General features: G+C 61.0%; 21 protein-coding genes. 17 read left to right on the top strand and 4 right to left on the bottom strand.

Going from position 1 to position 25612, the window contains the following annotated elements:
• Positions 1–7 precede the first annotated feature (7 nt).
• Positions 8–505 (top strand): GNAT family N-acetyltransferase, encoded by a 498-nt coding sequence (locus tag KVG95_RS06400; RefSeq protein ID WP_050682093.1) that lies wholly within the window; start codon positions 8–10, stop codon positions 503–505.
• Between the two features lie 111 nt (positions 506–616).
• Here the strand turns inward: KVG95_RS06400 and KVG95_RS06405 are convergent, their stop codons facing one another.
• Together KVG95_RS06405 and KVG95_RS06410 are read right to left on the bottom strand one after the other, a co-directional pair.
• Positions 617–928: a DUF6916 family protein gene (locus tag KVG95_RS06405; RefSeq protein WP_217855032.1), complete on the bottom strand. Its 312-nt coding sequence runs from the start codon at positions 926–928 to the stop codon at positions 617–619.
• A 55-nt stretch (positions 929–983) separates the two neighbouring features.
• Positions 984–1571 (bottom strand): phage tail protein, encoded by a 588-nt coding sequence (locus KVG95_RS06410; RefSeq protein WP_217855034.1) that lies wholly within the window; start codon positions 1569–1571, stop codon positions 984–986.
• A gap of 246 nt (positions 1572–1817) precedes the next feature.
• Here KVG95_RS06410 and KVG95_RS06415 point away from each other — a divergent pair, with 246 nt between their 5' ends.
• The 7 genes from KVG95_RS06415 to KVG95_RS06445 all read left to right on the top strand — a co-directional run bounded on the left by KVG95_RS06415 (position 1818) and on the right by KVG95_RS06445 (position 17084).
• Positions 1818–3389: a glycosyltransferase family 39 protein gene (locus KVG95_RS06415; protein ID WP_217855036.1), complete on the top strand. Its 1572-nt coding sequence runs from the start codon at positions 1818–1820 to the stop codon at positions 3387–3389.
• Positions 3390–3525: 136 nt separating this feature from the next.
• Positions 3526–4362: a sulfotransferase family protein gene (locus KVG95_RS06420; RefSeq protein WP_038978410.1), complete on the top strand. Its 837-nt coding sequence runs from the start codon at positions 3526–3528 to the stop codon at positions 4360–4362.
• Between the two features lie 50 nt (positions 4363–4412).
• Positions 4413–13193: an Ig-like domain-containing protein gene (locus KVG95_RS06425; RefSeq protein ID WP_217855797.1), complete on the top strand. Its 8781-nt coding sequence runs from the start codon at positions 4413–4415 to the stop codon at positions 13191–13193.
• A 40-nt stretch (positions 13194–13233) separates the two neighbouring features.
• A complete protein-coding gene (locus KVG95_RS06430) occupies positions 13234–14748 on the top strand; it encodes a TolC family protein (RefSeq protein WP_217855038.1) in 1515 nt (504 codons plus the stop codon).
• Entirely contained in the window at positions 14732–15337 is a 606-nt protein-coding gene (gene cysC / locus KVG95_RS06435; RefSeq protein ID WP_217855040.1) for an adenylyl-sulfate kinase, read from the top strand. The genes KVG95_RS06430 and cysC overlap by 17 nt, the downstream gene beginning before the upstream one ends.
• Positions 15334–16119 carry an aspartyl/asparaginyl beta-hydroxylase domain-containing protein gene (locus tag KVG95_RS06440; protein ID WP_217855799.1) on the top strand — a complete coding sequence of 262 codons (786 nt, stop codon included), beginning with the start codon at positions 15334–15336 and terminating at the stop codon, positions 16117–16119. Before cysC ends, KVG95_RS06440 begins: the two co-directional genes overlap by 4 nt.
• Entirely contained in the window at positions 16107–17084 is a 978-nt protein-coding gene (locus KVG95_RS06445) for a sulfotransferase family protein (protein ID WP_217855042.1), read from the top strand. The genes KVG95_RS06440 and KVG95_RS06445 overlap by 13 nt, the downstream gene beginning before the upstream one ends.
• A gap of 44 nt (positions 17085–17128) precedes the next feature.
• On the opposite strand, the gene KVG95_RS06450 is transcribed toward KVG95_RS06445, so the two are convergent.
• Both KVG95_RS06450 and KVG95_RS06455 read right to left on the bottom strand, forming a co-directional pair.
• The gene (locus KVG95_RS06450; protein WP_225922941.1) at positions 17129–17887 is read right to left on the bottom strand and encodes a slipin family protein; all 759 of its coding nucleotides are present in this window, start codon (positions 17885–17887) and stop codon (positions 17129–17131) included.
• Positions 17888–17889: 2 nt separating this feature from the next.
• Positions 17890–18438: an NfeD family protein gene (locus tag KVG95_RS06455; protein ID WP_367616723.1), complete on the bottom strand. Its 549-nt coding sequence runs from the start codon at positions 18436–18438 to the stop codon at positions 17890–17892.
• 213 nt (positions 18439–18651) lie between these two features.
• Between KVG95_RS06455 and KVG95_RS06460 the strand changes: the two genes are divergently transcribed.
• From KVG95_RS06460 to KVG95_RS06500, 9 genes are all read left to right on the top strand, one after another.
• On the top strand, positions 18652–19119 hold the full coding sequence (locus KVG95_RS06460) for an aminoacyl-tRNA deacylase (protein ID WP_217855044.1): 468 nt from the start codon (positions 18652–18654) through the stop codon (positions 19117–19119).
• A gap of 135 nt (positions 19120–19254) precedes the next feature.
• Positions 19255–19500: a DUF2789 domain-containing protein gene (locus KVG95_RS06465; protein ID WP_008068578.1), complete on the top strand. Its 246-nt coding sequence runs from the start codon at positions 19255–19257 to the stop codon at positions 19498–19500.
• A 146-nt stretch (positions 19501–19646) separates the two neighbouring features.
• Entirely contained in the window at positions 19647–19892 is a 246-nt protein-coding gene (locus tag KVG95_RS06470) for a type II toxin-antitoxin system Phd/YefM family antitoxin (RefSeq protein ID WP_007899564.1), read from the top strand.
• Complete coding sequence (locus tag KVG95_RS06475; protein ID WP_007899567.1) at positions 19882–20163, top strand: type II toxin-antitoxin system RelE family toxin; 282 nt, start codon at positions 19882–19884, stop codon at positions 20161–20163. Before KVG95_RS06470 ends, KVG95_RS06475 begins: the two co-directional genes overlap by 11 nt.
• 396 nt (positions 20164–20559) lie before the next feature.
• Entirely contained in the window at positions 20560–20988 is a 429-nt protein-coding gene (locus tag KVG95_RS06480) for a MarR family winged helix-turn-helix transcriptional regulator (RefSeq protein ID WP_038978419.1), read from the top strand.
• The gene (locus tag KVG95_RS06485; protein ID WP_217855046.1) at positions 20985–23057 is read left to right on the top strand and encodes an FUSC family protein; all 2073 of its coding nucleotides are present in this window, start codon (positions 20985–20987) and stop codon (positions 23055–23057) included. The genes KVG95_RS06480 and KVG95_RS06485 overlap by 4 nt, the downstream gene beginning before the upstream one ends.
• Positions 23054–23263: a DUF1656 domain-containing protein gene (locus KVG95_RS06490; RefSeq protein WP_030128598.1), complete on the top strand. Its 210-nt coding sequence runs from the start codon at positions 23054–23056 to the stop codon at positions 23261–23263. Before KVG95_RS06485 ends, KVG95_RS06490 begins: the two co-directional genes overlap by 4 nt.
• Positions 23260–24147 (top strand): efflux RND transporter periplasmic adaptor subunit, encoded by an 888-nt coding sequence (locus KVG95_RS06495; protein ID WP_217855048.1) that lies wholly within the window; start codon positions 23260–23262, stop codon positions 24145–24147. Before KVG95_RS06490 ends, KVG95_RS06495 begins: the two co-directional genes overlap by 4 nt.
• Positions 24144–25592 (top strand): efflux transporter outer membrane subunit, encoded by a 1449-nt coding sequence (locus tag KVG95_RS06500; protein ID WP_217855050.1) that lies wholly within the window; start codon positions 24144–24146, stop codon positions 25590–25592. The genes KVG95_RS06495 and KVG95_RS06500 overlap by 4 nt, the downstream gene beginning before the upstream one ends.
• The last annotated feature ends 20 nt before the right edge of the window (positions 25593–25612 follow it).

The following is a 25612-nucleotide window of genomic DNA, read 5'->3' on the forward strand; positions in this document are numbered from 1 at the left end:
AACAGCGATGGCGAAAACCGATTCAGTGGCAGCGGACGGCTTGGTGGTCAGGCCTTCGCGGACCAGCGATGGGCCTTTTCTGCACAGCCTTTACCAAGCGGCGCGGCCGGATCTGCAATGGATCGACGGTGAGCAAGAGGTGGTTGAGCAGGTGGTTGCCCAGCAATTCAAGGTGCAGGAGCAAGGGCTGGGGGAGAACTTCCCCAACGCCATGCATTACGTGATCGAGAAACTCGACACGGCCATTGGCGCGCTGACCACCGATTTCGGCCCCAATGAAATTCGCGTGCTGTACCTGGCGTTTATCCCACAGGCCCGAGGCAAGGGTTACGGTCGGACGGTGCTGCAAGGCGTGCAGAAAGCCGCGCAACAAATCCGCTGCCCAGTGGCGACCGTGGTCTGGGCCAACAATCCCCATGCGCGCCAGCATTACCTGGCGCTGGGGTTTCAGGTTGAAGAGCGCAACCCGGCTGCGGAGCGGTTGGTGTGGTACCCACAGGGTTGAACACACCGCCGATCAACTGTGGGAGCGGGCTTGCTCGCGAAAGCGGTATAACAGCCAACATTATTTTTGAATGTTAAGCAGTCTTCGCGAGCAAGCCCGCTCCCCCATTGTTCAGTTGAACGCGATGTAGAAGTACCCCAGTTGCGGATCACGCCCCATGGCCGGTACTCGCGAAACAAAAATATCTTCTACCTGACCCAGTTCCGGCAACTCCAGCACGCACAAGCCATCGACAAAATCGGTGGGTTGCAGGCTGTTGAATTCGACGCTGAACGGCATGCGCTCGCTGTTTGGCATCTGTGAGCGGGGCGTTTCTTCAAGGGTGTCAATATGGATCGCCAATTCACTGCCATCGGGCAGCCGCAGCGTCCCCGTTTTGCCCAGCAGTGCCTGAAAGTGTTGGCTTTGAACCTGTTGCAGCATGGCATCACTCCATCAAGCAAAAGTGGCCGGGGGATTTGAACCCCCAGCCAGACCCTCAGTTGCGCGAAGGGAAAAGACCGTTCAGGGCGATGCTGAAGTTGAGTACCAGGAACGGGTTCATCACCTCCATGGGCAAGCCGTTGCCGGCGGACGAGATTTCCCCCGTTACCGTAGTGGCCACGCCCTTGAGCGGTACGGCCGCAGCACCTTGCTGATCGGAGTAAATACTCGCCGAGCCCGGCCCGCCTCCCGAGGCGCCGATGTACGAGTTGGTGGCGGTCGGGTTGGTGACGGGGTTGCTCGCCGGGCTGGCCAGTTGCAGGGTGGTGGTGGCCGTGAGCCCGGCCATGGCGTGGGTGTGATTGGGCAGGTTGGTGATGGTCGCGGTGACGTTCTCGGTCCCGGAGACTTCGCCGATGACGCGCGGGGTCAGGCCCAAGCCGTTGCCCATGGCGACCGGCATGCGACCCTGCAGATTGGGCAGCATGAAACTGGTGGTGCCATTGCCTCCGAAGTTGACGCCCAACAGTGCGAAAACCGTGTTGTATTGTGAGATCGCCAGCGTCTGGCCGTTGCATAGGGCCCAGCCGTTGGGCGCGAAGTTAAAGGCGAATGGCTGAATAGTGCCGATGAAAACTTCCATAGTTCCTCGTCCCTCAGGTTAGTGTCTGATACGTCACGTTGCAGACCCGGTTATCCGGGCAGTTCGCGCTGATCAGCCGACTCCTTTCATCTCCATGGCTGGGTCACGCCACGCCAAAGCGTAGACGCTGATCGGAATGATTGCCGGACGTCGTCCGTCGCAAGGCCAGCATCGACGTCGGGCTCGTGCCTGTCCTACAGTGCTTGGGAAGCTTCGGTTTTCAGTTGGCCGTTGCAAGGGGAGGTAATGGAGGCGCGCAGAGAAACACCGCTGGGCGATACCCAGGACCCGCATGCGATGCCGGGCTCGTGGGCTACTGCCCGTCGCTTGCTTCGATGGGCGCGAGAGCATTGGCTATTTTCTATCCTGGTATTGGCCACGCTGGTGCGCTTTTATCACCTGACCTCGGCAGCGATCTGGGGCGACGAAGGGTCGAGTCTATTGCTGAGCCAGTATTCCCTGGCCGGGATCTGGGAGCACGCGGCCCATGATGTACATCCACCCCTGTATTTCATGTTGCTGCACGGTTGGATCGGCCTGTTCGGCGACGGCATTTTCTCGATTCGCAGCCTGAGTGCGTTGCCGGGGATTGCCACGGTGGGACTCGGCGTCTGGCTGGTGGACTTGCTCGCTACCCGCCGCGCCGCATTGCTGGCCGGGGTTCTGCTGGCGCTGCTGCCCACGGCGGTGCGTTACAGCCAGGAAGTGCGGATGTATTCGCTGCTGGGGCTGTGGCTGATCGGTGCCACGATCGCCTTGATGTATTGGATCAGGCGGCCGCAACGCACACGCTATTTGGTGATTTACACCCTGCTGATGAGTGCGGCGTTCTACACCCATTACTTCACGGCGCTGTGCGTGCTCTGCCACTGGCTGTATCTGGGACTGATCCGTGTGCAGCCAGGATATCGGTTGCGGCACATTCAGCGCTCCGGCTGGTGGCTGGCGAATGTGGCGATTGTGGCGTTGTACCTGCCGTGGCTGCCCAATCTGCTCGATCTTGTGCAGCATATGGACCAGCTCAAAGCCAATGGCGATGTGGGGTGGGAGGCGCCTGTCACGCTCGGCTCATTGCCTTCGATGATCTGGTCGTTCCTGATCCAGGACGATGGCGAGAACCTCCCCACGCTGGTTTTTATCGCGCTGCCACTGGCGCTGCTGATCCTGGCGGGCGTGGCGCTGGCGCGGGATCGCAGTGTTTTCCGTGGCAGTGCGTTGGCGGTGATCTACACCGTTCTCCCGGTGTTCCTGGTGTTTGTGGTGTCGTTCATATCGCCGGTGTTTATCGAGCGTTACCTGACCGCGTACGCCCTGGGCTTACCGATGCTGGTGGCGTTGGCCATCGATCGCTTGTACGCGGGCTCCAAGGTATTGGCGCTGGCCGTGCTGATGCTGTTTGTCGGCATCGAACTAGTGGGCCTGAAAAACAATGCCACGGTGGATACCGACGATCAGATCAGCGTCATGGTCAACTACGTGAATCAGCACTTCTCCCCCGGCGACCGAATCGTCACCAGCGACATGCTCTGGTACTTGAGTTATGTCTATTACAACCGCACTGACGCCAAACCATTGCTGTATACGCCGCTGCTGGCCGATGGCAAGTCGAGCCGGCCGAACGCTTACGGTTTTGGCACGTTGGTGACCGAAGACGTCTATCTGGACAGCCTCGGCGGTTTGCTCAAAGGCGCTGGTCGCGTGTGGCTGGTCGGTAGCGTCGATGGACCGGACGAGTTCGCCCCTTTGCCCGAGGGCTGGCAACGCCTCGGTGAAATCGGGGCGGGAGGCGCCAGGGCACGCTTGTATGTGCTGAAGTAATCCGAGGTATGGGGCTCGCTATATAAATTGCCTTTTCCAGTCGATTTAGCTCCGATTTGATATCAAAACACCACTAGTCGTATGGCTATTCATGGTCTACGCTCGTCATACAAAAGGACTTTTGGCGGGTGAATGGATGCAGCACTTTCACTTTATTTCCGGCTTGCCGCGCTCAGGCTCGACCCTGCTTTCTGCCATTCTTTTGCAGAACCCGCGCTTTCATGCCGGCATGACCAGCCCCGTAGGTGCGCTCTTTTCCGGTGTTCTGGAACAATGCAGCGCCGGCAGCGAGTTCGGTGCGGTGATCGACACCGACTTGCGTCGCCGCCTATTGCGCGGCTTGTTCGACTCTTTCTACGCCGACAAGGCCGACAAACCGGTGGTGTTCGACACGAACCGCCTGTGGAGTTCGCGCCTGCCGGCAATCAGCGATCTGTTCCCTCAAGCCAAGATCATTGCCTGCGTGCGCAATGTCGCCTGGGTCATGGACAGCATCGAGCGCCTGTACCGCGCCAACCCCTTCGAAAACACTAAGCTGTTCGGCGATGCGGTCGAGCGCAACACGGTCTATAGCCGCTGCGAAACCCTGGCTCAGCGCAATCGGCTGGTGGGGTTTTCCTGGGCCGCCCTCAAGGAAGCCTACTACGGCGAACACGCCGACTCGTTGCTGATCATCGATTACGACCTGCTGAGCCAGGCGCCGGAGCGGGTGATGCGGCTGGTCTACGATTTCATCGGCGAACCCTGGTTCGAACATGACTTCGATCATTTGGCCTACGACGCGCCGGAATTCGATCAGGCCCTCGGCCTCTCGGGGCTGCATAAGGTGAAGGCCAAGGTTCAATTGCAATCCAGGCGCACGATCCTGCCGCCGGACTTGTTCAAGCAGTACGCCGAGTTGTCCTTTTGGCTCGATGGCTCAGCCAGCGCCGCCAATGTCATTCGTATGAAAGCCGACGCCGCGATCAGTTGATCGCGGCGTTTTCATTGATGCGTCAGAAAGTTCGAGTCCGGGTGAGCAGCATGTGGTGGAGCAAAGGCAAGTCGCGGGTTACCGAAGGCGCACGAGCACTGGCCTCGCCAATGATCATGTCCCTGGAGCCACGCATGCTGTTCGATGGCGCGGTGGCCGCCACGGTTGCCGATACTGCCCAGGCTGACAGCCATGCCACCGCCGAGGCGGTCAAGGCACCGACGGCCGATCAACCGGTCGCCAGCAAGGATAGCCACGGCCAGGCCGATGCCACACCGGCGCCAGCACCCGCTGCGGTGCCGGGGCAGAGCGTGGTGTTCGTCGATTCTCGGGTCAAGGACGCCGCCAGCCTGCTTCAGGGTGTTGCGCCCGGTACTCAGGTGGTTCAGCTGGATGCCAGCAAAGATGGCCTGCAGCAAATCGCTGATTATCTGGACGGTCATCAGGGCATCAGCTCGGTGCAGATCATTGCCCACGGCAACGCGGGCGATCTGTGGCTAGGCGATAGTTATCTGTCGGCCGACAACGTCGCGGCCCGCAGCGCGGTGCTGGCGGAAATCGGCAAGGACCTGAACGTCGGCGGCGACATCATGATCTACGGCTGCTACACCGCCGAAGGTGAGCGTGGCTTGAGTTTTATCGACTCGCTGGCTCAATTGACCGGCCGCGATGTGGCTGCTTCCAGCAATCGCACCGGGATCGGTGGCGACTGGGATCTGGAAATTGCCACCGGCAACATCGAAAGCGCCAACGTCCTCTCGACCACGGCCATGAGCGAGTATCAGTGGGGGCTGGCCACATGGACCGCCACCAACAACGCCAACACGGGCGTCGGCTCACTGCGTGCGGCCATCGCCTCGGCGCAGAACGGCGATATCGTTACCTTTAACAGCAGCATGACGGTGCAGCTGACGTCCGAACTGCTGATCAACAAGAACATCACCGTTGATGGCGACTTGAACAACGACGGCGCGGCTGACGTGATTCTCGATGGTCAGTATAGGACCCGTGTGATTGAGGTGGCGTCCGGCAGCATCGTGACTCTCGATGGTCTGGTAATCACCCGTGGCCTGGTGTCGGGCACGGGCGGCAACGGTGGCTACGGTGCCACTGGCGCGATGGCCGGGGGGATTTTCAACGCAGGGATTCTGACCCTGAACAACGTTACCGTGACTTCCAACGGCGCTTCCGGTGGCGGTGGCGGCGGCGGTGTCACCGGCGCTTTTTACGGCGGTGGCGGTGGCGGCGGCGGCGGTTTGGGCGGCCAGGGCGGCGGGCATGGCGGTTCGGCAGGGCCGGGTACCGGCACGTTGGGTGGTGGTGCGGGCGGCGGCGGCGCCGGTGGTTATGGCGGCGGTTATGACGCGACCCACATGGGCGGTCGCGGCGGTACCACCACTGGCGGGGCGGGCGGGGTGGGCGTTTCCTATTACAGCAACGGCGGTAACGGTGCGACGGCCACCAATGGCACGATTTCCATTGGCGGTGGCGGCGGCGGGGCCGGTTGGGACAAGGTGGGGGGCGTCGGCGGCAATGCGGTGGGCGGCATTTACAACGCCAGCAGCGGCACCATCACCATCGTCGGCACGTCGACCATCAGCAACAACATCGGCGCCGGTGGCGGCGGTGGCGGTGGCGGCGGCCAGGGCAGCAATGCCAGCAATGGCGGCGAGGGCGGCCGGGGCGTCGGTGCGATCTGGAACAAAGGCACATTGTTGATCACGGCAGCCAACTTCGCCGCCCTGGCCGGTAATGCCGCGGCCAGTGGTGCCGGTGGCACTGCGCAGGGCGGGGGGGCAACCGGCACCTCGCCGACCTCCGCCGCGACAATCTATAACGATGGCGGTGTACTCAACACCGCGTATTCGCCGCCGCCGACCGCGACCATTGTGGTCGCTGATACCACACTGAGCATCGGCGAAACGTCCTTGGTGACGATCACATTCTCCGAGGCTGTGACCGGTCTCACCAATGCGGATCTGACCATCGCCAACGGTACGTTGACGGCAGTGAGCAGCGGCGATGGCGGCATCACCTGGACAGCAACGTTCACGCCGACCGCCAGTCTTTCCGATACCACCAACGTCATTACCCTGGACAACACCGGGGTGATCAACGGTCTGGGCACTGCCGGCGTCGGTACGACCAACTCCAATAACTATGTCGTCGATACGGCGCGGCCAACCGCCAGCATTGTGTTCACCGACACGGCCCTCAGGGCCGGCGAAACCTCGCTGGTGACCATCACCTTCAACGAAGCGGTCACCGGTCTCACCAACGCCGACCTGACGATTGTCAACGGCACGTTGACTGCCGTGAGCAGCAGCGATGGCGGCATCACCTGGACGGGGACCTTCACCCCGACCGCCAGCATCACCGATGCGACCAACCTGATTACCCTGGACAACACTGGGGTCAGCGACCTGGCAGGTAACGCCGGCAGTGGCACCACCGACTCGAACAACTACGCCATCGATACCGTGCGGCCAACGGCAACCATCGTGGTGACGGACACCGCGCTGAGAATCGGCGAAACCTCTCTGGTAACGATCACCTTCTCCGAAGCAGTGAGCGGTTTCACCAACGCCGACCTGACCATTACCAATGGCACGTTGACCTCGGTGAGCAGCAGCGACGGCGGCATCACCTGGACCGCCACGTTCACCCCGAACGCGAGCATCAATGACACGACCAACCTGATCACCCTGAACAACACCGGGGTCAGCGACCTGGCGGGCAACGCTGGCAGCGGCACCACTGATTCCAACAACTATGCCATCGATACCGTGCGCCCAACGGCCACCATCGTGGTCGCGGACACGGCGCTGAGAATCGGCGAAACCTCTCTGGTCACGATCACCTTCAGTGAAGCGGTCAGCGGTTTCACCAATGCGGACCTGACGATTACCAACGGCACGTTGACCGCGGTGAGCAGCAGCGACGGCGGTATCACCTGGACCGCGACCTTCACCCCGACCGCAAGCATTAACGACACGACCAACCTGATCACCCTGGACAACACCGGCGTGGCCGATCTAGCGGGTAACGCCGGCAGCGGCACTACCGACTCCAACAATTACGCCATCGACACCGTGCGCCCAACGGCCACCATCGTGGTCGCGGACACGGCGCTGAGAATCGGCGAAACGTCGCTGGTGACGATCACGTTCTCCGAAGCGGTGAGCGGTTTCACCAACGCGGATCTGACCATCACCAATGGCACGTTGACTGCGGTGAGCAGCAGCAACGGCGGCATCACCTGGACGGCGACCTTCACGCCTTCCGCGAGCATCAACGACACCACCAACCTGATTACCCTGGACAACACTGGCGTGGCTGATCTGGGGGGTAACGCCGGCAGCGGCACCACCGATTCCAACAACTACGCCATCGACACGCTGCGCCCGACCGCCACGATTGTGCTGGCCGATACGGCGCTGACCGCGGGCGAAACCTCGCTGGTGACCATCACCTTCTCCGAGGCAGTGACCGGTTTCACCAACGCTGACCTGAGCATCGCCAACGGTACGTTGACCGCGGTGAGCAGCAGTGACGGCGGCATTACCTGGACTGCCACGTTTACCCCGACAGCCGGCATCATCAGCGCGACCAACGTCATCAGCCTGGCCAACACCGGCGTGGCGGATCTGGCGGGCAATACCGGTAGCGGGATCAGTTCCTCGGGCAACTACGCCATCGACACCGCCCCGCCGACCGCGACAATTGTGCTGGCGGACACGGCGTTGAGAATCGGTGAAACGTCACTGGTGACCATCACCTTCAACCAGGCCGTGACCGGTTTCACCAACGCCGACCTGACGATTGCCAACGGCACATTGACCGCGGTGAGCAGCAGTGACGGAGGCATCACTTGGACGGCGACTTTCACCCCGACTGCCAGCGTCACCGACACGACCAACCTGATCACCCTGGCCAACACCGGCGTGCAGGCTGCCGCCACCGGTAACGTGGGCAGCGGCACCACCGACTCCAACAACTACGCCATCGACACGGTGCGCCCAACGGCCACCATCGTGGTCGCGGACACCGCACTGAGAATCGGCGAAACTTCGCTGGTGACGATCACCTTCAGTGAAGCGGTCAGCGGTTTCACCAACGCGGATCTGACCATTACCAACGGCACGTTGACCTCGGTGAGCAGCAGCGACGGCGGGATCACCTGGACCGCAACCTTCACACCTTCCGCGAGCATCAACGACACCACCAACCTGATCACCCTGGACAACACCGGGGTCAGCGATCTGTCGGGCAACGCCGGCAGCGGCACCACCGATTCCAACAACTACGCCATCGACACGCTGCGCCCGACCGCCACGATTGTGCTGGCCGATACGGCGCTGACCGCGGGCGAAACGTCGCTGGTGACCATCACCTTCTCCGAGGCGGTGACCGGTTTCACCAACGCTGACCTGAGCATCGCCAACGGCACCTTGAGCGCCGTCAGCAGCAGTGACGGCGGCATCACCTGGACCGCCACGTTTACCCCGACAGCAGGCATCGTCAGCGCGACCAACGTCATCAGTCTGGCTAACACCGGCGTGGCGGATCTGGCGGGCAATACCGGCAGCGGGATCAGTTCCTCGGGCAACTACGCCATCGACACCGCCCCGCCGACCGCGACGATTGTGGTGGCGGACACTGCGTTGAGAATCGGTGAAACGTCACTGGTGACCATTACCTTCAACCAGGCCGTGAGCGGTTTCACCAACGCGGACCTGACCATTGCCAACGGCACGTTGACCGCGGTGAGCAGCAGCGACGGCGGCATCACCTGGACGGCGACTTTCACCCCGACCGCCAGCGTCACCGATACGACCAACCTGATCACCCTGGACAACACCGGCGTGCAGGCTGCCGCCACCGGTAACGTGGGTAGCGGCACTACCGATTCCAACAACTACGCCATCGACACCGTGCGCCCGACGGCCACCATCGTGGTCGCAGACACGGCGCTGAGAATCGGCGAAACCTCTCTGGTGACGATCACCTTCAGTGAGGCGGTCAGCGGTTTCACCAACGCGGATCTGACCATTACCAACGGCACGTTGACCTCGGTGAGCAGCAGCGACGGCGGCGTCACCTGGACGGCGACGTTCACCCCGACTGCCAGCATCACCGATACGACGAACCTGATCACCTTGGACAACACCGGTGTGGCCGATCTGGCGGGCAACGCCGGCAGCGGCACCACTGATTCCAACAACTACGCCATCGACACCGTCCGACCCACCGCGACCATCGTTGTGGCCGACGCTACCCTGAGCGCCGGCGAAACCTCGCTGGTGACCATCACGTTCAGCGAAGCGGTGAGCGGTTTCACCAATGCCGACCTGACCGTCGCCAACGGCACGTTGAGCGCGGTCAGCAGCAGTGACGGCGGCATCACCTGGACGGCCACTTTCACGCCAACCGCCAGCATTACCGACGCCACCAACCTGATCACCCTGAACAACACCGGGGTCAGCGATCTGTCCGGCAATGCCGGTAGCGGTACCACCGATTCCAACAACTACGCCATCGACACCACTCTGCCGACCGCGACGATCGTGGTGGCCGACAATGCGCTGAAAATCGGTGAAACGTCGCTGGTGACCATTACCTTCAGTGAAGCGGTCAGCGGTTTCACCAACGCCGACCTGACCATTGCCAACGGCACCTTGACTGCGGTGAGCAGCAGTGATGGCGGCATTACCTGGACGGCCACGTTCACGCCAACCACCAGCATTACCGACGCAACCAACCTGATCACCCTGGACAACACCGGCGTGCAGGCTGTCGGCACCGGTAACGTGGGCATCGGCACCACCGATTCCAACAACTACGCCATCGACACAGTGCGGGCAACGGCCACCATCGTGGTGTCGGACACGGCGCTGAGAATCGGCGAAACCTCGCTGGTGACCATCACCTTCAGCGAAGCGGTCAGCGGCTTCACCAACGTCGACCTGACCATCACCAACGGGACATTGAGCGCGGTGAGCAGCAGTGACGGTGGCATCACCTGGACCGCGACCTTCACCCCGAACGCGAGCATCAACGACACCACCAACCTGATCACCCTGGACAACACCGGCGTGGCAGATCTGTCGGGCAATGCCGGGAGCGGCACCACCGATTCCAACAACTACGCGATCGACACCGTGCGCCCGACCGCGACCATCGTCCTGGCCGACGCTACCCTGAGTGCCGGCGAAACCTCGCTGGTGACCATTACCTTCTCCGAGGCAGTAACGGGTTTCACCAACGCCGACCTGAGCATCGCCAACGGCACTTTGACCGCGGTGAGTAGCAGCGACGGTGGCATCACCTGGACCGCGACCTTCACCCCGACCGTCGGCGTGAATGACTCGAGCAACGTCATTACCCTGGCCAATACCGGTGTGACCGACGTGGCCGGCAACACCGGCAGCGGCACCACCAATTCCGGCAACTACACCATCGATACGGTGCTGCCGACCGCCACCATCGTCGTCGCCGACAATGCGTTGAGCATCGGTGAAACGTCGCTGGTGACCATTACCTTCAGTGAAGCGGTCAGCGGTTTCAGCAATGCCGACCTGACCATCGCCAACGGTACGTTGACCTCGGTGAGCAGCGGCGATGGCGGCATCACCTGGACCGCAACCTTTACGCCGACCAATGCCATCTCCGATACCAGTAACGTCATTACCCTGGATAACAGCGGAGTACAAAACGGCTCGGGCAACGCCGGTAGCGGCACCACCGATTCCAATAACTACGCCATCGACACCGTGCGCCCGACGGCCACCATCGTGGTCGCGGACGCGGCGCTGGCGGTGGGTCAAACATCGGTGGTGACCATCACGTTCTCTGAGGCGGTGACCGGATTTACCACAGCCGACCTGACGGTGAGCAACGGTACCCTGAGCAATCTGAGCACCAGCGATAACATCACCTATACCGCAACCCTTACGCCGACGGCGAGCGTCACCGACTCGACCAACCTGATTACCCTGGACAACACCGGAGTGATCGATGGGGCCGGCAACACGGGCGCCGGTACCACCGATTCCAATAACTACGCCATCGACAGCCAGCGCCCGACCGCCACCATAGTGCTGAGCGATACGACCCTGAAACCGGGCGAAACTGCGTTGGTGACCATCACCTTCAGCGAGGCGGTAACAGGTTTCGACAACAGTGACTTGAGCGTCGCCAACGGCACTTTGAGTGCAGTCAGTAGCAGCGATGGTGGCATCACATGGACCGGGACCTTTACTCCGACTATCGGGATTACCGACGCCAGCAACATCATCACCCTGGCCAATACTGGTGTGACTGATGTGGCCGGCAATACCGGGGCCGGCACCACCAACTCGGCTAACTATGTAGTGGAAACCCAGGTGCCGACCGCCAGCATCGTGGTTGCCGACAATGCCCTCAAGGTCGGTGAAACTTCGCTGGTGACGATCACCTTCAGTGAAGCGGTCAGCGGTTTCACCAACGCCGACCTGACCGTTGCCAACGGCACACTCAGCAACGTTTCGTCCGTCGATGGTGGCGTGACCTGGACCGCGACTTTCACACCTACAGCCAGCGTGACGGACACCACTAACCTGATCAGCCTGGACAACAGCGGAGTGATCAACGCGTCGGGCAACAGCGGCGTCGGCGTGACCGATTCCAACAACTACGCGATCGATACCGCTCGCCCGACCGCAACCATTGTGGTCGCGGACAATAAACTGGGTATCGGCGAGACCACTACCGTCACCATTACTTTCAGCGAAGCGGTGTCCGGTTTCGACCTGTCGGACCTCAGCGTGGCCAATGGCGTGCTGTCCAACCTGGCCAGCAGCAACGGAGGTGTGACCTGGACGGCCACGCTCACTCCGACCGCGAGCCTTAACGATGCGACCAACCTGATCCTGCTCGACACCGGCAATGTGCTCGACGCGGCGGGCAATGCCGGCGCCAGCATCGCCATTTCCAACAACTACGCGCTCGATGCGACTCGCCCGACCGTCACCATCGTGGTTGCCAACCCGAACCTGGGCATTGGCCAGACAACGCTGGTGACCTTCACGTTCAGTGAGGCGGTAAGCGACTTCGATTTGTCGGACCTGAGCGTTACCAACGGCGAGCTGACCAACCTGGCCAGCAGCGACGGCGGCAAGACCTGGACCGGGAACTTCACACCTGCCGCGAACATCACCGACCCAAGCAATTTCATTGCGCTGGACACCAGCAATGTGACGGACCTGGCGGGCAACATCGGCGACAGCGTCGCGGTCTCCAACAACTACACGATCAACACCGTGCCGGCGTTTGTGGTCTTACCACCTGTCACCGTGCCCGCCCAACCTAACGTGCCATTGCAGCCAATCGTCTTCACCCCACCCACTGGCGATCTTGGCTCGCCGCTGAGCTTTTCCCCGCTGTTTGAACAACGGGTGATCGGCAATGGTATTCGCCCTCTGGGCGACATCTTCATGAACCACGGGGCGCTGACGCCTAGCTTTATCGCGCAGGTGTTCAGCAGCAGTGAAAACGGTGGCGATGGCTCAGGCCAAGGCTTCCTGGGCTTTGGCGGGGGCGATGGCGGGGTCTTCGGCAGCAGCACACTGTCAAGCCTGTTCAATCAGGACACCAGTAGCGAGGGGGATTCGCTGAACACCTTTGGTAATCAGTCAATCAGGGCGGGAGATGCTTCCCAAGGGCTGCGCGGCGTGTTTGGCGCACCGAGTCTTGGTCAGCAATTGCAACAACTCAAAGACACCGAGCAGCGGCAGGTCGAAAGCCTGGCCGCGGCTTTGCAACAGGTCGGCATCAGTGAAATGCGGGCCTGAAAAAACCATTAAAGCAGGGCGGCACCTGGGGGCTCCAAGGATGAAGAGAAGTCAGAAGTTATTCGGCGCCAGCCTGCTGGCGCTGGCGATCAGCGGGTGTGCAGTCACCAGTGAACCGATCGAACGGGGCGTCAGCCAACAGCGCGCCAAAAGCGATCTGCAAAAGATGTACACGGGTCAGGAGCCCCTCAGCGGCCCACTGACCCTGCACCAGGCCATGGCCCGTGCGGTGAAATACAACCTCGAAGGCCGGCTCAAGATCATGGAAGAGGCCCTGGCCAAGCGCCAACTCGACCTCGCCAGTTTTGACATGCTGCCACGCATGGCGCTGGACGCCGGGTATGTGGGGCGTAATAACGTAAACGCTTCCAGCAGTCAGAGCGTGGAAACCGGCACCCAGTCTCTGGAACCGTCGACCTCCCAGGACCGCGACCGTGAAGTGGCGGACCTGACCATGGTCTGGAACGTGCTCGACTTCGGTGTCAGTTACATCAGTGCCAAGCAGCAGGGCGATCAGCGGCTGATCGTGCAGGAGCGGCGGCGCAAGGTGATCAACACCATCGTTCAGGACGTACGCTCGGCCTATTGGCGAGCGATGGCCGCCGAACGTTTGCTCAAGCAAATCGACAGCCTGATGGCCCGGGTCGAAACCGCTCGCAACAATAGCCAGAACATGAGCGAACAGCGCATCGGCGATCCGATTCAGGCGTTGGGTTATCAGCGCTCACTGATCGAAGCCACCCGGCAGCTGGAAGAGCAACGCCGCGCACTGTCGCTGGCGAAAACCGAACTGGCGACCTTGATCAACCTGCCTCCGAGTACCAACCTGACGCTGGCGACCCAGGACGATTACGTCATTCCGGAACTCAAGGTCGACCTCGCCAGCCTGGAACAGGAAGCCCTGACCAGTCGGCCGGAGTTGCGAGAGCAGGATTACCAGACCCGCATCAGCGCCGCCGAAACCCGCAAAGCCATGCTGCGTCTGCTGCCGGGGCTGGAGTTTTCCGCCGGTGGGCATTACGACAGCAACTCGTTTTTGGTGGAGCAGGGCTGGGCGGATTACGGGGTGAAAGTCACCTGGAACCTGTTCAATGTGATTTCCGCGCCTGCCGCGATTGACGTCGCCAAGGCGGGTGAAGAAGTTGCCACGGCACGCCGGCAGGCGATGTCGATTGCCATCCTGGCGCAGCTTTACGTGGCCAACGCCAACTATCGCGAGGCGATGCGACAGTTCAAGACCAATCAGCAACTGTCAGACATCGATGGGCAAATCGTCGGTCAACTGCGCAACCGCTATCAGGCGGCCGGGCTGGGCGAACTGGATCTGATCCAGGGCGAGTTGAACACCTTGCAGGCCGATCTGCGTCGCGACCTGTCTTACGCCGACCTGCGCAACGCTTACGGGCAAATCTTCGCCAGCGCCGGTCTCGATCCGCTGCCGGACGAAGTGCAATCGACCGAAGTCCAGTCCATCGCCACCGCCCTGGCCAATCGCGAAGAGGCGTGGGCGGCGGGCAACATCTCAGTGCCGGTGGCCCATGCCCCGGTCCAATAACCTGCTGGCGCCGACAGCGAGCATCAGCCGCGCCCAAAGGGAGATCCGCAACGGCCATCGTGGCGCGGCGATTCTGCTGACCGGTTTACCGGCCGCGGGCAAGTCGACATTGGCCCAGGCACTGCACGCCGAGCTATTCGAACATGGCGTGCAGAGTGTGGTGCTTGATGGCGACGGATTGCGGGTAGGGCTCAATCGCGATCTGGGGTTTACCGACAGCGATCGTCTGGAAAACATCCGCCGCGCCAGCGAACTTGCGGCGCTGTTGGTCGAGAACGGACAGATTGTCATCCTCGCGATGATCGCGCCCTTGGTGGAGTTGCGTGAGTTGTTCGCCCGACGGTTGGGCGAGGATTACCGCGAAGTCTGGTGCAGCGCCTCGCTGGCGGTGTGCGAACAGCGTGATCCAAAAGGTCATTACGCCAAGGCTCGACGGGGAGAATTGGCGGGGTTTACCGGTGTTTCCGCGCCTTACGAACCACCGCCGTGCGCGTCGCTGGTGCTCGACACGGGCGCGCAGTCGGTGGAGGCCTGTCTCGACCGTTTGCTGACCTGGCTCGGCGAATGCGCGGTGCTGCCGAAACGATGAGTCGGCCGGCCTTCTCCCGCTTGCCGGTGACGGTGGATTTACCGTTGCTGTTGCAGGCGCTGGCGGCGATTGGCGAGGACCACTGGCACGGTCATTTCAATAGCGCTTATTACGCTGGCGACTGGAGTGGCGTGGCATTGATTTCCGCGGCCGATGCCTTGACTGAACTGTCGCCCGGTCGCGGTGAGTCTTTATTGCGTGCGCTCTGGCGGCAGGATGTTCGATGGCAGCAAGGGCTGCGGGATCTGCCGCTGGAAATCGTCTGCGCACGTCTGCTGCGGCTCGGCCCCGGCGGGCGGATTCACGAGCATCGCGACTATGATCTGGGCGAACCAGACGCTGATTTGCGTCTGCACATTCCGCTGCTCAGTCCACCCCAAGTGGACTTTCTGCTGGACGGCCAACGCATGCCGATGGCCGCTGGCGAATGCTGGTTTCTCGACCTGTCGCGGCCTCATCGCGTGGACAATCGCGATATTCAGGCACGGATTCATCTGGTACTCGATTGCCGGCCTGGTGCCTGGCTGGAGCAGGCGATCATTGACGGGCTGGCAACCACGCCGTCGCCGGAAATCGGTCCTGACGCTTTTGCACAGTTCAAGGCATTGGTGGCCAGCGATCCGCAGCTGTGCAAGTCCTTGCAGGGGTTGCAGGACAACCAAGCCTTTATCACCCGCACCCTGGAACTGGCCGCTGAGCGTGGACTTGCGTTCACCCGTGAAGAACTGCGCGCGGCGATGCGCGACGGCCGCCGTCAATGGAATGAACAATGGCGCGCCTGAACCTCGAAGGCTGGTTGCCGATCCGCATCTGGCAAGAGGCCGGGCAATGGCAAGTCGACTGGTGCTGGTTCGGTGACACGCGGCTGCATCAGCCGTTTTTTCGTGATGCGGTGGAGGATGCGCTGCGGCTGCCGTTCAATCAGGCGTTTCGCCGGAAAACCGCATTGTCGACCCTTGCTGACTGGCAGGTTTGCAGCCCCGGTCTGACGCCGAGCGCTTTTATCTTTCACGCCTCCCGCTGCGGCTCGACCCTGATCAGCCAGATGCTGGCGCAACTCGACAACCACCTCGTCATCAGCGAGCCACCGCCGCTGGATGCGTTGCTGCGCAGTGATTTGCCCGCCGTCGAGCACCGTGCGGCCATCAAAGGATTGCTGTCTGCCTACGGGCAACGTCGGCTTGGCGTGGAGCAACGGCTGGTGATCAAACTCGACGCCTGGAACATCGGTGAACTGCCGTTGCTGCGCGAGTGCTTCCCCGAAACGCCGTGGTTGTTTCTTTATCGCGATCCGCTGGAAATTGCCGTCTCGCATCTGCGTCGCCCGGGCATGCACATGGTGCCGGGGATGATCGGAGCGAGCGTGCTGGATGAGGAATGGCCGTTCAGCAGCCGTGAGGATTATATCGCCCGGCGATTGGGCCGATTGCTGGCGTCGGGGTTGGCGCAATGCCAGGCGTTTGGCGGTCTGGCGGTGAATTACAGCGAATTGCCGCAGGCTATGGCAGGGCGGTTGGCGGCGTTCTTTGCGGTGGATATCGAGCAGCGCAGGCAGGTGTTTGCGGCGGTGGGACAACATGCCAAGCAGCCGTCGCAGGTGTTTGTCGGTGACAGCGATGACAAGCGTCGTGAAGCCTCGGCGCTGCTTCGTGAGCGGGTGGAGCACTGGGCGCGCGAGCCTTATGAGGCATTGGAAAAGGATCGCAGCCTTCGGCAGCTCCCACAATGGCCCGGCGTACACCTGTAGGAGCTGCCGAAGGCTGCGATCTTTGGGGCCGACAGATTAATTCCTTAGGGTTTTGACGACAAATCCGCCATCCCCTTGAGCAATTCGATCGGCAGCGGGAAGACGATGGTCGAACTCTTGTCCCCGGCAATCGAACTCAGCGTCTGCATGTAACGTAATTGCATGGCCCCCGGCTGACGCCCGAGCATTTCAGCAGCCTGCATGAGTTTCTCCGAGGCCTGCAATTCGCCTTCGGCGTGGATCACCTTGGCACGACGTTCCCGTTCGGCTTCGGCCTGTTTGGCGATGGCGCGAATCATCGATTCATTGAGGTCCACGTGCTTGATCTCGACATTGGCGACCTTGATGCCCCAGGCGTCAGTTTGAGCATCGAGCACTTGCTGGATATCAACGTTCAACCGCTCCCGTTCCGCCAGCAATTCATCGAGTTCATGTTTACCGAGCACCGCCCGCAACGTGGTCTGCGCCAGTTGGCTGGTGGCCATGAGAAAGTCTTCGACCTGAATGATCGCCCTTTGCGGATCGAGCACGCGGAAATACAGCACCGCATTGACCTTGACCGAGACGTTGTCGCGGGTGATCACGTCTTGCGGCGGTACGTCGAGCACCACGGTACGCAGGTCGACACGAACCATTTGCTGAACCACCGGAATCAGCAGGATCAGGCCAGGGCCCTTGACCTGCCAGAAGCGTCCGAGCTGGAACACCACGCCGCGTTCGTATTCGCGCAGGATGCGGAAGGCCGACCCTGCCAGTGCAATCAGCAATAACAGCAGCGCGGCAAAACCCAGTTGCAAGCCCATAATTATTCTCCGCCATCTTTGTTCATTGCGGGCGCCGCGTCAGCCGCGGCCACTTCCAGCAGTAGGCCCTTGCGTGCCACCACCCGGACCTGTTGACCCGGTCGCAGCGGTGTTTCGCTCGACACCTGCCATTGCTCGCCTTGCAGGTGCACCCAGCCGACATAAACATTGTCGGCCTGCAACGACGTTACCGGCGTCACGGCGCCCAGTAATTCGGCATCACCGCTGACGTTGCGGCGCGGTCGGGTTTTTAAGGCGCGGATCACCAGGAAAATCAGCAGCAGTGCACTGATCAACCCCAGGCCGATCATCAGCGGAACAGGAATTTCGGCATTCGTCAGAATCACCGCGCCGATCACGAACATCACCAAGCCGCCCAAACCGACCACGCCGTAATTGGGCAAGGCCGCCTCGGCGATCAGAAACACAATGCCGAACGTGATCAGCCAGATCCCGAGAGGATTGGGGACCAGCACAATGATGGTGTCCGCCGCGAAAACCGACCCGCTGAAGGTCAATAGCCACGCTATTGCACAGCGACAAGTGTTCACTTGACCCTCCGCAAGAGTCATTTCGTCCACTAATCGTTCCTGACTCTGTACACAAGTCTAGTTGAGCCTGCACTTGTATGAACTTTGACCAGTTGTCGACAGCGTCCGACGGGCGGATTTCCCGCCGGATCCCACCAGCGGGCCTAGACTTTTAAGGGAGACCAAAAGCTAACCACCGTCCGCGATTCGTTGCTGCGGACACCGAGGTGCATCATGCGTATGGCAAAAACCGTGCAGAACAGCCTCAATAAGGCTCACTGCGAATATGACATCGTTTCTCACCCGCACTCGGCCAGCAGTCTTGAAACGGCTCGGCTCGCGGGCATTCCTGCCGAACGGGTCGCCAAATCGGTGATTCTCGACGACCGTCACGGCCACTACTTGATGGCCGTACTGCCCGCCAGCTGTCACCTGGACCTGAGCAAAGTACGTGGCAGCAGCGAATGGCAAATCACCCGTGAAAGCAACCTGCCGCGCCTGTTCGACGATTGCGAACGCGGCGCCGTGCCGGCACTGGGCGAATCCTACGGGATGGACATGGTCATCGACCCACTGCTGACCCGGCAGAAAGACATCTACCTCGAAGCCGGCAACCACAACAATCTGGTACACATGAGCGTGCCGGAATTTTTGAAAATGGTGCCGCATGCCGAGGTGTGCGAGTTGAGCCAGTCGGCGTAGCGTCGACGTCACTGCCGTCATCGCGGGCAAGCCTCGTTCCTACAGGAATTGCGAAAACCCTGTGGGAGCGAGGCTTGCCCGCGAATAGCCGCGCCACGGTCACCCATCCAATACGCAATCACGAAGGAGCCAAACATGGAATCCCCTACCCACAGCCTCCCATCTCTTTTCAAACAACTCGGCCTGCCCGATGACGCCGAAAGCATCGATAAATTCATCGCTACCCATTCACCACTCAAACCCGAACTGCACCTGGCGGACGCGTTCTTCTGGAGCGAGAGCCAGGCAGAGTTGCTGCGTGAGGAGATTCTGGATGATGCGGATTGGGCGGAGGTGGTGGATCAGCTGGATGTGCTGCTGAGGAAGGGGCGGGGGGTGTAAAAAAATCTGGATAAAAAATCGCGAAATGTAAAAAAACTGGTGAGTGGTAAAAAAATCTGAGCAAAAACTTAATTTGTTAGCTTTTTCCAGGGTTGCTCAGAAACAGGTAATAGACCAGAATCAAGACCTGAATTGAGGTCTTAATTATGCAAAGTGTTCTGGCCGACATGGCGGTTAGCGTGTCTGAGTTGAAGAAAAACCCATCTGCAGTTCTGAGCGGTGCTCACGGTGGGCCTGTGGCAGTGCTGAACCATAACCGAGTGATGGGATACATGGTTCCGGCCGATGTTTTCGAGCAAATGATGGAGCGCCTCGATGACTTCGAGTTGGCGGAAATTGTTCGCTCTCGTAGAAATGAAACGCCGGTCCCGGTAAGCCTGGATGACCTATAAGCTTGAATTCCTGCCCTCCGCACGCAAGGAGTGGGACAAGCTGGGGCATACATTGCGTGAGCAGTTCAAAAAGAAACTGGCGGAACGGCTTGAATTGCCTCGAATCCCTTCCGACTCACTGCATGGGATGCCTGATTGCTACAAAATCAAATTGAAGTCATCGGGATACAGGCTTGTGTATCAAGTTTTTGATGAGCGCGTAGTCGTTTCTGTGGTGGCGGTTGGTAAGCGCGAACGCAGCGATGTGTACGACCGAGCCAAGAAGCGCTGATAGTTCTAGACCTCTCTTATTTTTGCCGCTTGCGTCCGCATAGCGGCAAATTCGGTTTCGATCTCTTCGTTACTGCGGCACTGTCCTTCGTTTTGCGAGAATCGTGCAGCATCCACTTTCCTTTGCAGGAAGTTGTGGTAACGATCCGATTCTCCGAAATCGAAGATATTGTCAGTTTCTGTTGTATCACCAGGCATTGTTCGATTCTCGGTTCGGATAGCGAACGTTACACAGATTTCAAACTCGACAGCGATCCCTGTGGAGCTCCCATGTCTGACCATTGCTCGCCAATATGTTTCAAAACTTGACCAACTTTCCCCTCCAATGCCATATTGATAGTTAGCAAACTAACAGTGTGTGCATCCCCTCGTGCCAAAGAACCTCGACGCTCTCCAGATGAACATCAGCAGCTCCATGGTGGTGGCCGCCAGGCATTGGCGGAAGATCTGTCAGACCACGCTGGTCAACTATGGAATCTCCGAAGCCTGCGCCGTGCCGTTGTTGATGATCGGGCGTTTGGGCGAGGGTGTGCGGCAGGTGACGGTCGCGCAGGCGGCGGGGATGGAGAGTCCTTCTCTGGTGCGTTTGCTGGATCAGCTGTGCCATGCCGGTTACGTCTGTCGTACCGAAGACACCCAAGACCGCCGCGCCAAGTGCCTGAGCCTGACCGAGACCGGTCGCGAGCTGGTGCAGGCAGTCGAAGTCGAGTTGGTGCGTTTGCGCCACGAAGTACTCGAAGGGATCGCCCCGAGTGATCTGGAAGCGGCGCTGCGGGTACTGAAAGCATTCGAAGCGGCCAATCATCCAGCGGTAGCTCAACCTTGAGCGGATTTTTCACCGGCGTGCCCCCGGCGCGAGACTGGTTCTACGGTGTGCGCACGTTCGCGGCATCGATGATTGCGCTGTACATCGCCATGCTCATGCAAATGCCCCGTCCGTATTGGGCAATGGCCACGGTGTACATCGTTTCCAGTCCGTTCGTCGGCCCTACCAGTTCCAAGGCGTTGTACCGCGCCGTTGGCACTTTGCTCGGTGCGGCGGCGGCGGTTTTTTTCGTGCCGATGTTTGTGCAAAGCCCTTATGTGTTGGTGGTGGTCATTGCGCTGTGGACCGGGATTTTGCTGTTCCTGTCCTTGCACTTGCGCACCGCCAACAGCTACGCCTTGATGCTCGCCGGTTACACCTTGCCGCTGATCGCCCTGCCGGTGGTAGATAACCCGCTGGCGGTGTGGGACGTGGCCGAGGCGCGCACCGAAGAGATCTTCCTCGGCATCGCCTGCGCGGCAGTGGTCGGCGCGATGTTCTGGCCTCGGCGGCTGGCGCCGGTGTTCAACGATTCGGTGAACAAATGGTTCGCCGATGCCTCGACCTACAGCCTGCGCTTCCTCAGTCGCAACGTGCAGCCGGACGAAGTCAGCACCCTGCGTTCATTGATGGTGGCGAACTTCAACAGCCTGGAATTGATGATCGGTCAGTTGCCCCACGAGGGCGCGCGGCCGCAGACAGTGCGTAATACCAAGGAACTGCGCGGGCGAATGATCCATCTGCTGCCGGTGATCGATGCCCTCGACGACGCGCTCTATGCCCTCGAGCGGCGCACGCCGGAGCTTGTGGATAAGTTCGCGCCACTGCTGACCGCGACCGCCGAATGGCTCGACCATAAAGACGCGGACCTCGACCGCTGGCAGGCCCTGAAAAACCAGCTCGAAGCGCTGCAACCGAATGCCGAGGCGCTGGACGACCGCAAGCAGCTGCTGTTCTCCAACGCCCTGTATCGCCTCGGCGAATGGATCGATGTGTGGCAAGACTGCCGCAGCCTTCAACATGCCATTCAGTGCGAGAGCCAGGACAGTTGGCGCGCGGTGTATCGGCACTGGCGCCTCGGTCGGCTGTCACCGTTTCTCGACCGTGGCTTGATGCTCTATTCGGCCGCGTCCACGGTCACCGCCATCATCGTCGCCTCGGTGCTGTGGATTCTGCTCGGCTGGACCGACGGCGGTAGTGCGGTGATTCTGGCGGCGGTGGCGTGCAGTTTTTTTGCTTCGATGGACGACCCGGCGCCGCAGATCTACCGGTTCTTTTTCTGGACCGCGATGTCGGTGCTGTTCGCCAGCCTCTATCTGTTTCTGATCCTGCCGAACCTGCATGACTTCCCGATGCTGGTGCTGGCATTCGCCATCCCGTTCATCTGCGTTGGCACCCTGACGGTGCAGCCGCGTTTCTACCTGGGCATGCTGCTGACCATCGTCAACACGTCATCTTTCATCAGCATTCAGGGCGCCTACGACGCGGACTTCCTCAGCTTCGCCAACTCCAACCTGGCTGGTCCCATGGGTTTGCTGTTCGCGTTCATCTGGACCCTGATCGCCCGGCCATTCGGCGCGGAATTGGCGGCCAAGCGCCTGACCCGTTTTAGCTGGCGCGACATCGTCAGCCTCACCGAGCCGGCTTCGTTGGCCGAACACCGGCAATTGGGCGTGCAGGTCCTCGATCGCCTGATGCAGCACTTGCCGCGGCTGGCCATGACCGGCCAGGACACCGGGATCGCGCTGCGGGAAGTACGCGTGGCGTTGAATCTTCTCGACCTGCTGGCCTATACGCCGCGTGTGGTGGGCATGCCGCAGGTGCTGCTGCAGCAAGTGGTGGTCGAAGTCGGTGAGTACTTCAAGGCCTGTCTCAAGGCCGACGAACGTCTGCCAGCGCCGAGCCCGTTGCTGATGACTCTCGACCGCACCCGTCGCGCCCTCGACACCGAGTGCGACGACGGCGCCCGTCTGCATTTGCTGCATGCCCTGAGCGGCTTGCGCCTGGCCTTACTGCCGGGTGTGGAGTTCGTCGGCACAGGCGAGCTCGAAGAACCGCTTCCCCATGGCATCGATGGAGCGCCTTTATGATCGGTGATCTGGATATCAGCGGGGTGTTCCTGCCGACGCTGCTGGTGCTGATGGGCATTACCTACGTGTTGTACCTGTTGGTGCACGGGTTGCTGACGCGCCTGCACTTTTACCGTCTGGTCTGGCACCGGGCATTGTTCAACGTGGGTCTCTACGCCTTGCTCCTCGGCGCCGTGGACTCACTCAGTCGATACCTGATGACATGAAAAAACCTTTTTTGACCCTCGGCCGCGTGGTCCTGACGCTGTTGATCGTGACCTTCGCCGTTGTCGTGGTCTGGCGCATGGTCATGTATTACATGTTCGCGCCCTGGACCCGGGACGGGCACATCCGCGCCGACATCGTGCAGATCGCCCCGGATGTGTCGGGACTGATCCAGCAAGTAGAGGTTCGCGACAACCAATGGGTGAAACGCGGCCAGGTGCTGTTCAGCATCGATCAGGACCGTTTCAAACTGGCGTTGCGCCAAGCAAAAGCGGCCGTCGCCGACCGCCAGGAAACCCTGGCCCAGGCTCAGCGCGAGGCCAAGCGTAACCGTGGCCTTGGCAACCTGGTCCCGGCCGAACAACTGGAAGAAAGCCAGTCCCGTGTCGCCCGCGCCGAAGTGGCGTTAATGGAGGCGCAGGTGGCGGTGGACAGCGCTCAGCTCAACCTTGACCGCTCGCTGATTCGCAGCCCGGTGGATGGCTACGTTAACGACCGGGCGCCGCGTTCCCAGGAGTTCGTCACCGCCGGGCGGCCGGTATTGTCGGTGGTGGACAGCAACTCGTTCCACATCGATGGTTATTTCGAAGAAACCAAGCTGGACGGCATTCATGTCGGCCAAGGCGTCGATATTCGGGTCGTCGGCGACCGCGCTCGGCTGCGCGGGCATGTGGAAAGCATCGTCGCCGGTATCGAAGACCGCGACCGCAGCAGCGGCAGCAACCTGTTGCCCAACGTCAATCCGGCGTTCAGCTGGGTGCGGCTGGCGCAGCGGATTCCGGTACGAATCGCTTTCGACGAGGTGCCAGAGGACTTCCGCATGATTGCCGGCCGCACGGCCACGGTGTCGATCATCGACGATCAAACCCGGGAGCCGGCGCAATGAGCAGGGCCTCGGGTTTGGCGGTGGCCGGGTTAGGGCTGCTGCTGTCGGCCTGTCAGGTGGTCGGGCCGGATTATCACTTGCCGGACGAGGCCGCCGTGCGCCGTGACGACTTTCAGAGCGATCTGGCGGTGAACGGCAAAAATGTCGTTTCGGCACCGGTGCCCAGCGATTGGTGGCGCTTGTATCAGGATCCGCGTCTGGACCAATTGGTGCAGCAAGCCATGGCCTCCAACACCGATTTGCGGGTGGCGGCGGCGAATCTTTCGCGGGCTCGCGCTCAAGTCGACGAAGCGCAGGCGGCGGGCGGTTGGAGCGGCGGCGTGAAAGTCGGTGCCCAGCGTTTGCAGGAGTCTGGCGAGGCGTTCTTGCTGGCGGATAAAGTGCCGGTGGCCAACGTCGGTGACATCGGCATCACCACGTCCTATCAGTTCGACCTGTTTGGCACGTTGCAGCGCGGCATCGAAGCGGCCAAAGCTAATGCCGATGCGACTCAGGCGGCAGCGGACACCGCGCGTATCACGCTGGTGGCCGATGTGGTGCGGGCTTACACCCAAGTCTGCGCGGCCAACGAAGAGCGGGAGATCGCTCAGCATTCCCTCGACCTGCAAGCCCAGAGCACCACGCTGACCCAGCGCTTGAGCGATGCCGGGCGCGGCGATGAAACCCAGGTCACCCGTTCGCAAACCCAATTCAAATCCTTGCGCGCCGAGTTGCCGCGTTATGAAGCGGCACGTCAGGCCGGGCTGTTCCGCTTGTCGATGCTGTTGGCCAAACCGGTCGAGCAATTGCCTGTGGGCACCAGCGACTGCGCTGAGCTGCCAAAAATTGCGCAATTGTTGCCGGTGGGTGACGGCGCCACGCTGCTCAAGCGTCGACCCGACGTGCGGCAAGCCGAGCGTAGATTGGCGGCCGCGACGGCCGGTATCGGCATTGCAACCGGCGAGTTGTACCCGGATATCAGCATCGGCGCGACCGTTGGTACGGTCGGGATTCTGGAAAACCTCGGTAAACCGGCGACCAATCGCTGGGGCTTCGGCCCGTTGCTGAGCTGGACCGTGCCGTCCAACGGCTCCCGCGCGCGAATCCGTGAGGCCGAGGCCGCGACCCAAGGCGCGCTGGCGCATTTCGATGGCGTGGTGCTCAACGCCATCCGCGAGACTCAGACCGGCCTGGCGCAATATTCCGCGCAGCTTCAGCGCCGCGATGCGTTGGCGGATGCCGAGCAATCGGCGCAACTGGCGGCAGACCAGACCCACCGCTTCTTTCAGGCTGGCCGCGCGTCGTTTTTGGCGGACCTGCAAGCCACCCGCACCTACACCGACGTACGGGCGCAACTGGCCTCGGCCAACACCCAAGTCGCGATGAGCCAGATCGATTTGTTCCTTGCTTTGGGTGGCGGCTGGGAAAGCGGACGAACGCAAGGGTCACAACCCGGCAAACCCTGAGGCCGTTGCTATGCTTTGAT

The sequence above is a fragment of the Pseudomonas farris genome (genome assembly GCF_019145235.1).
GTDB classification, from domain to species: Bacteria; Pseudomonadota; Gammaproteobacteria; order Pseudomonadales; family Pseudomonadaceae; genus Aquipseudomonas; species Aquipseudomonas farris.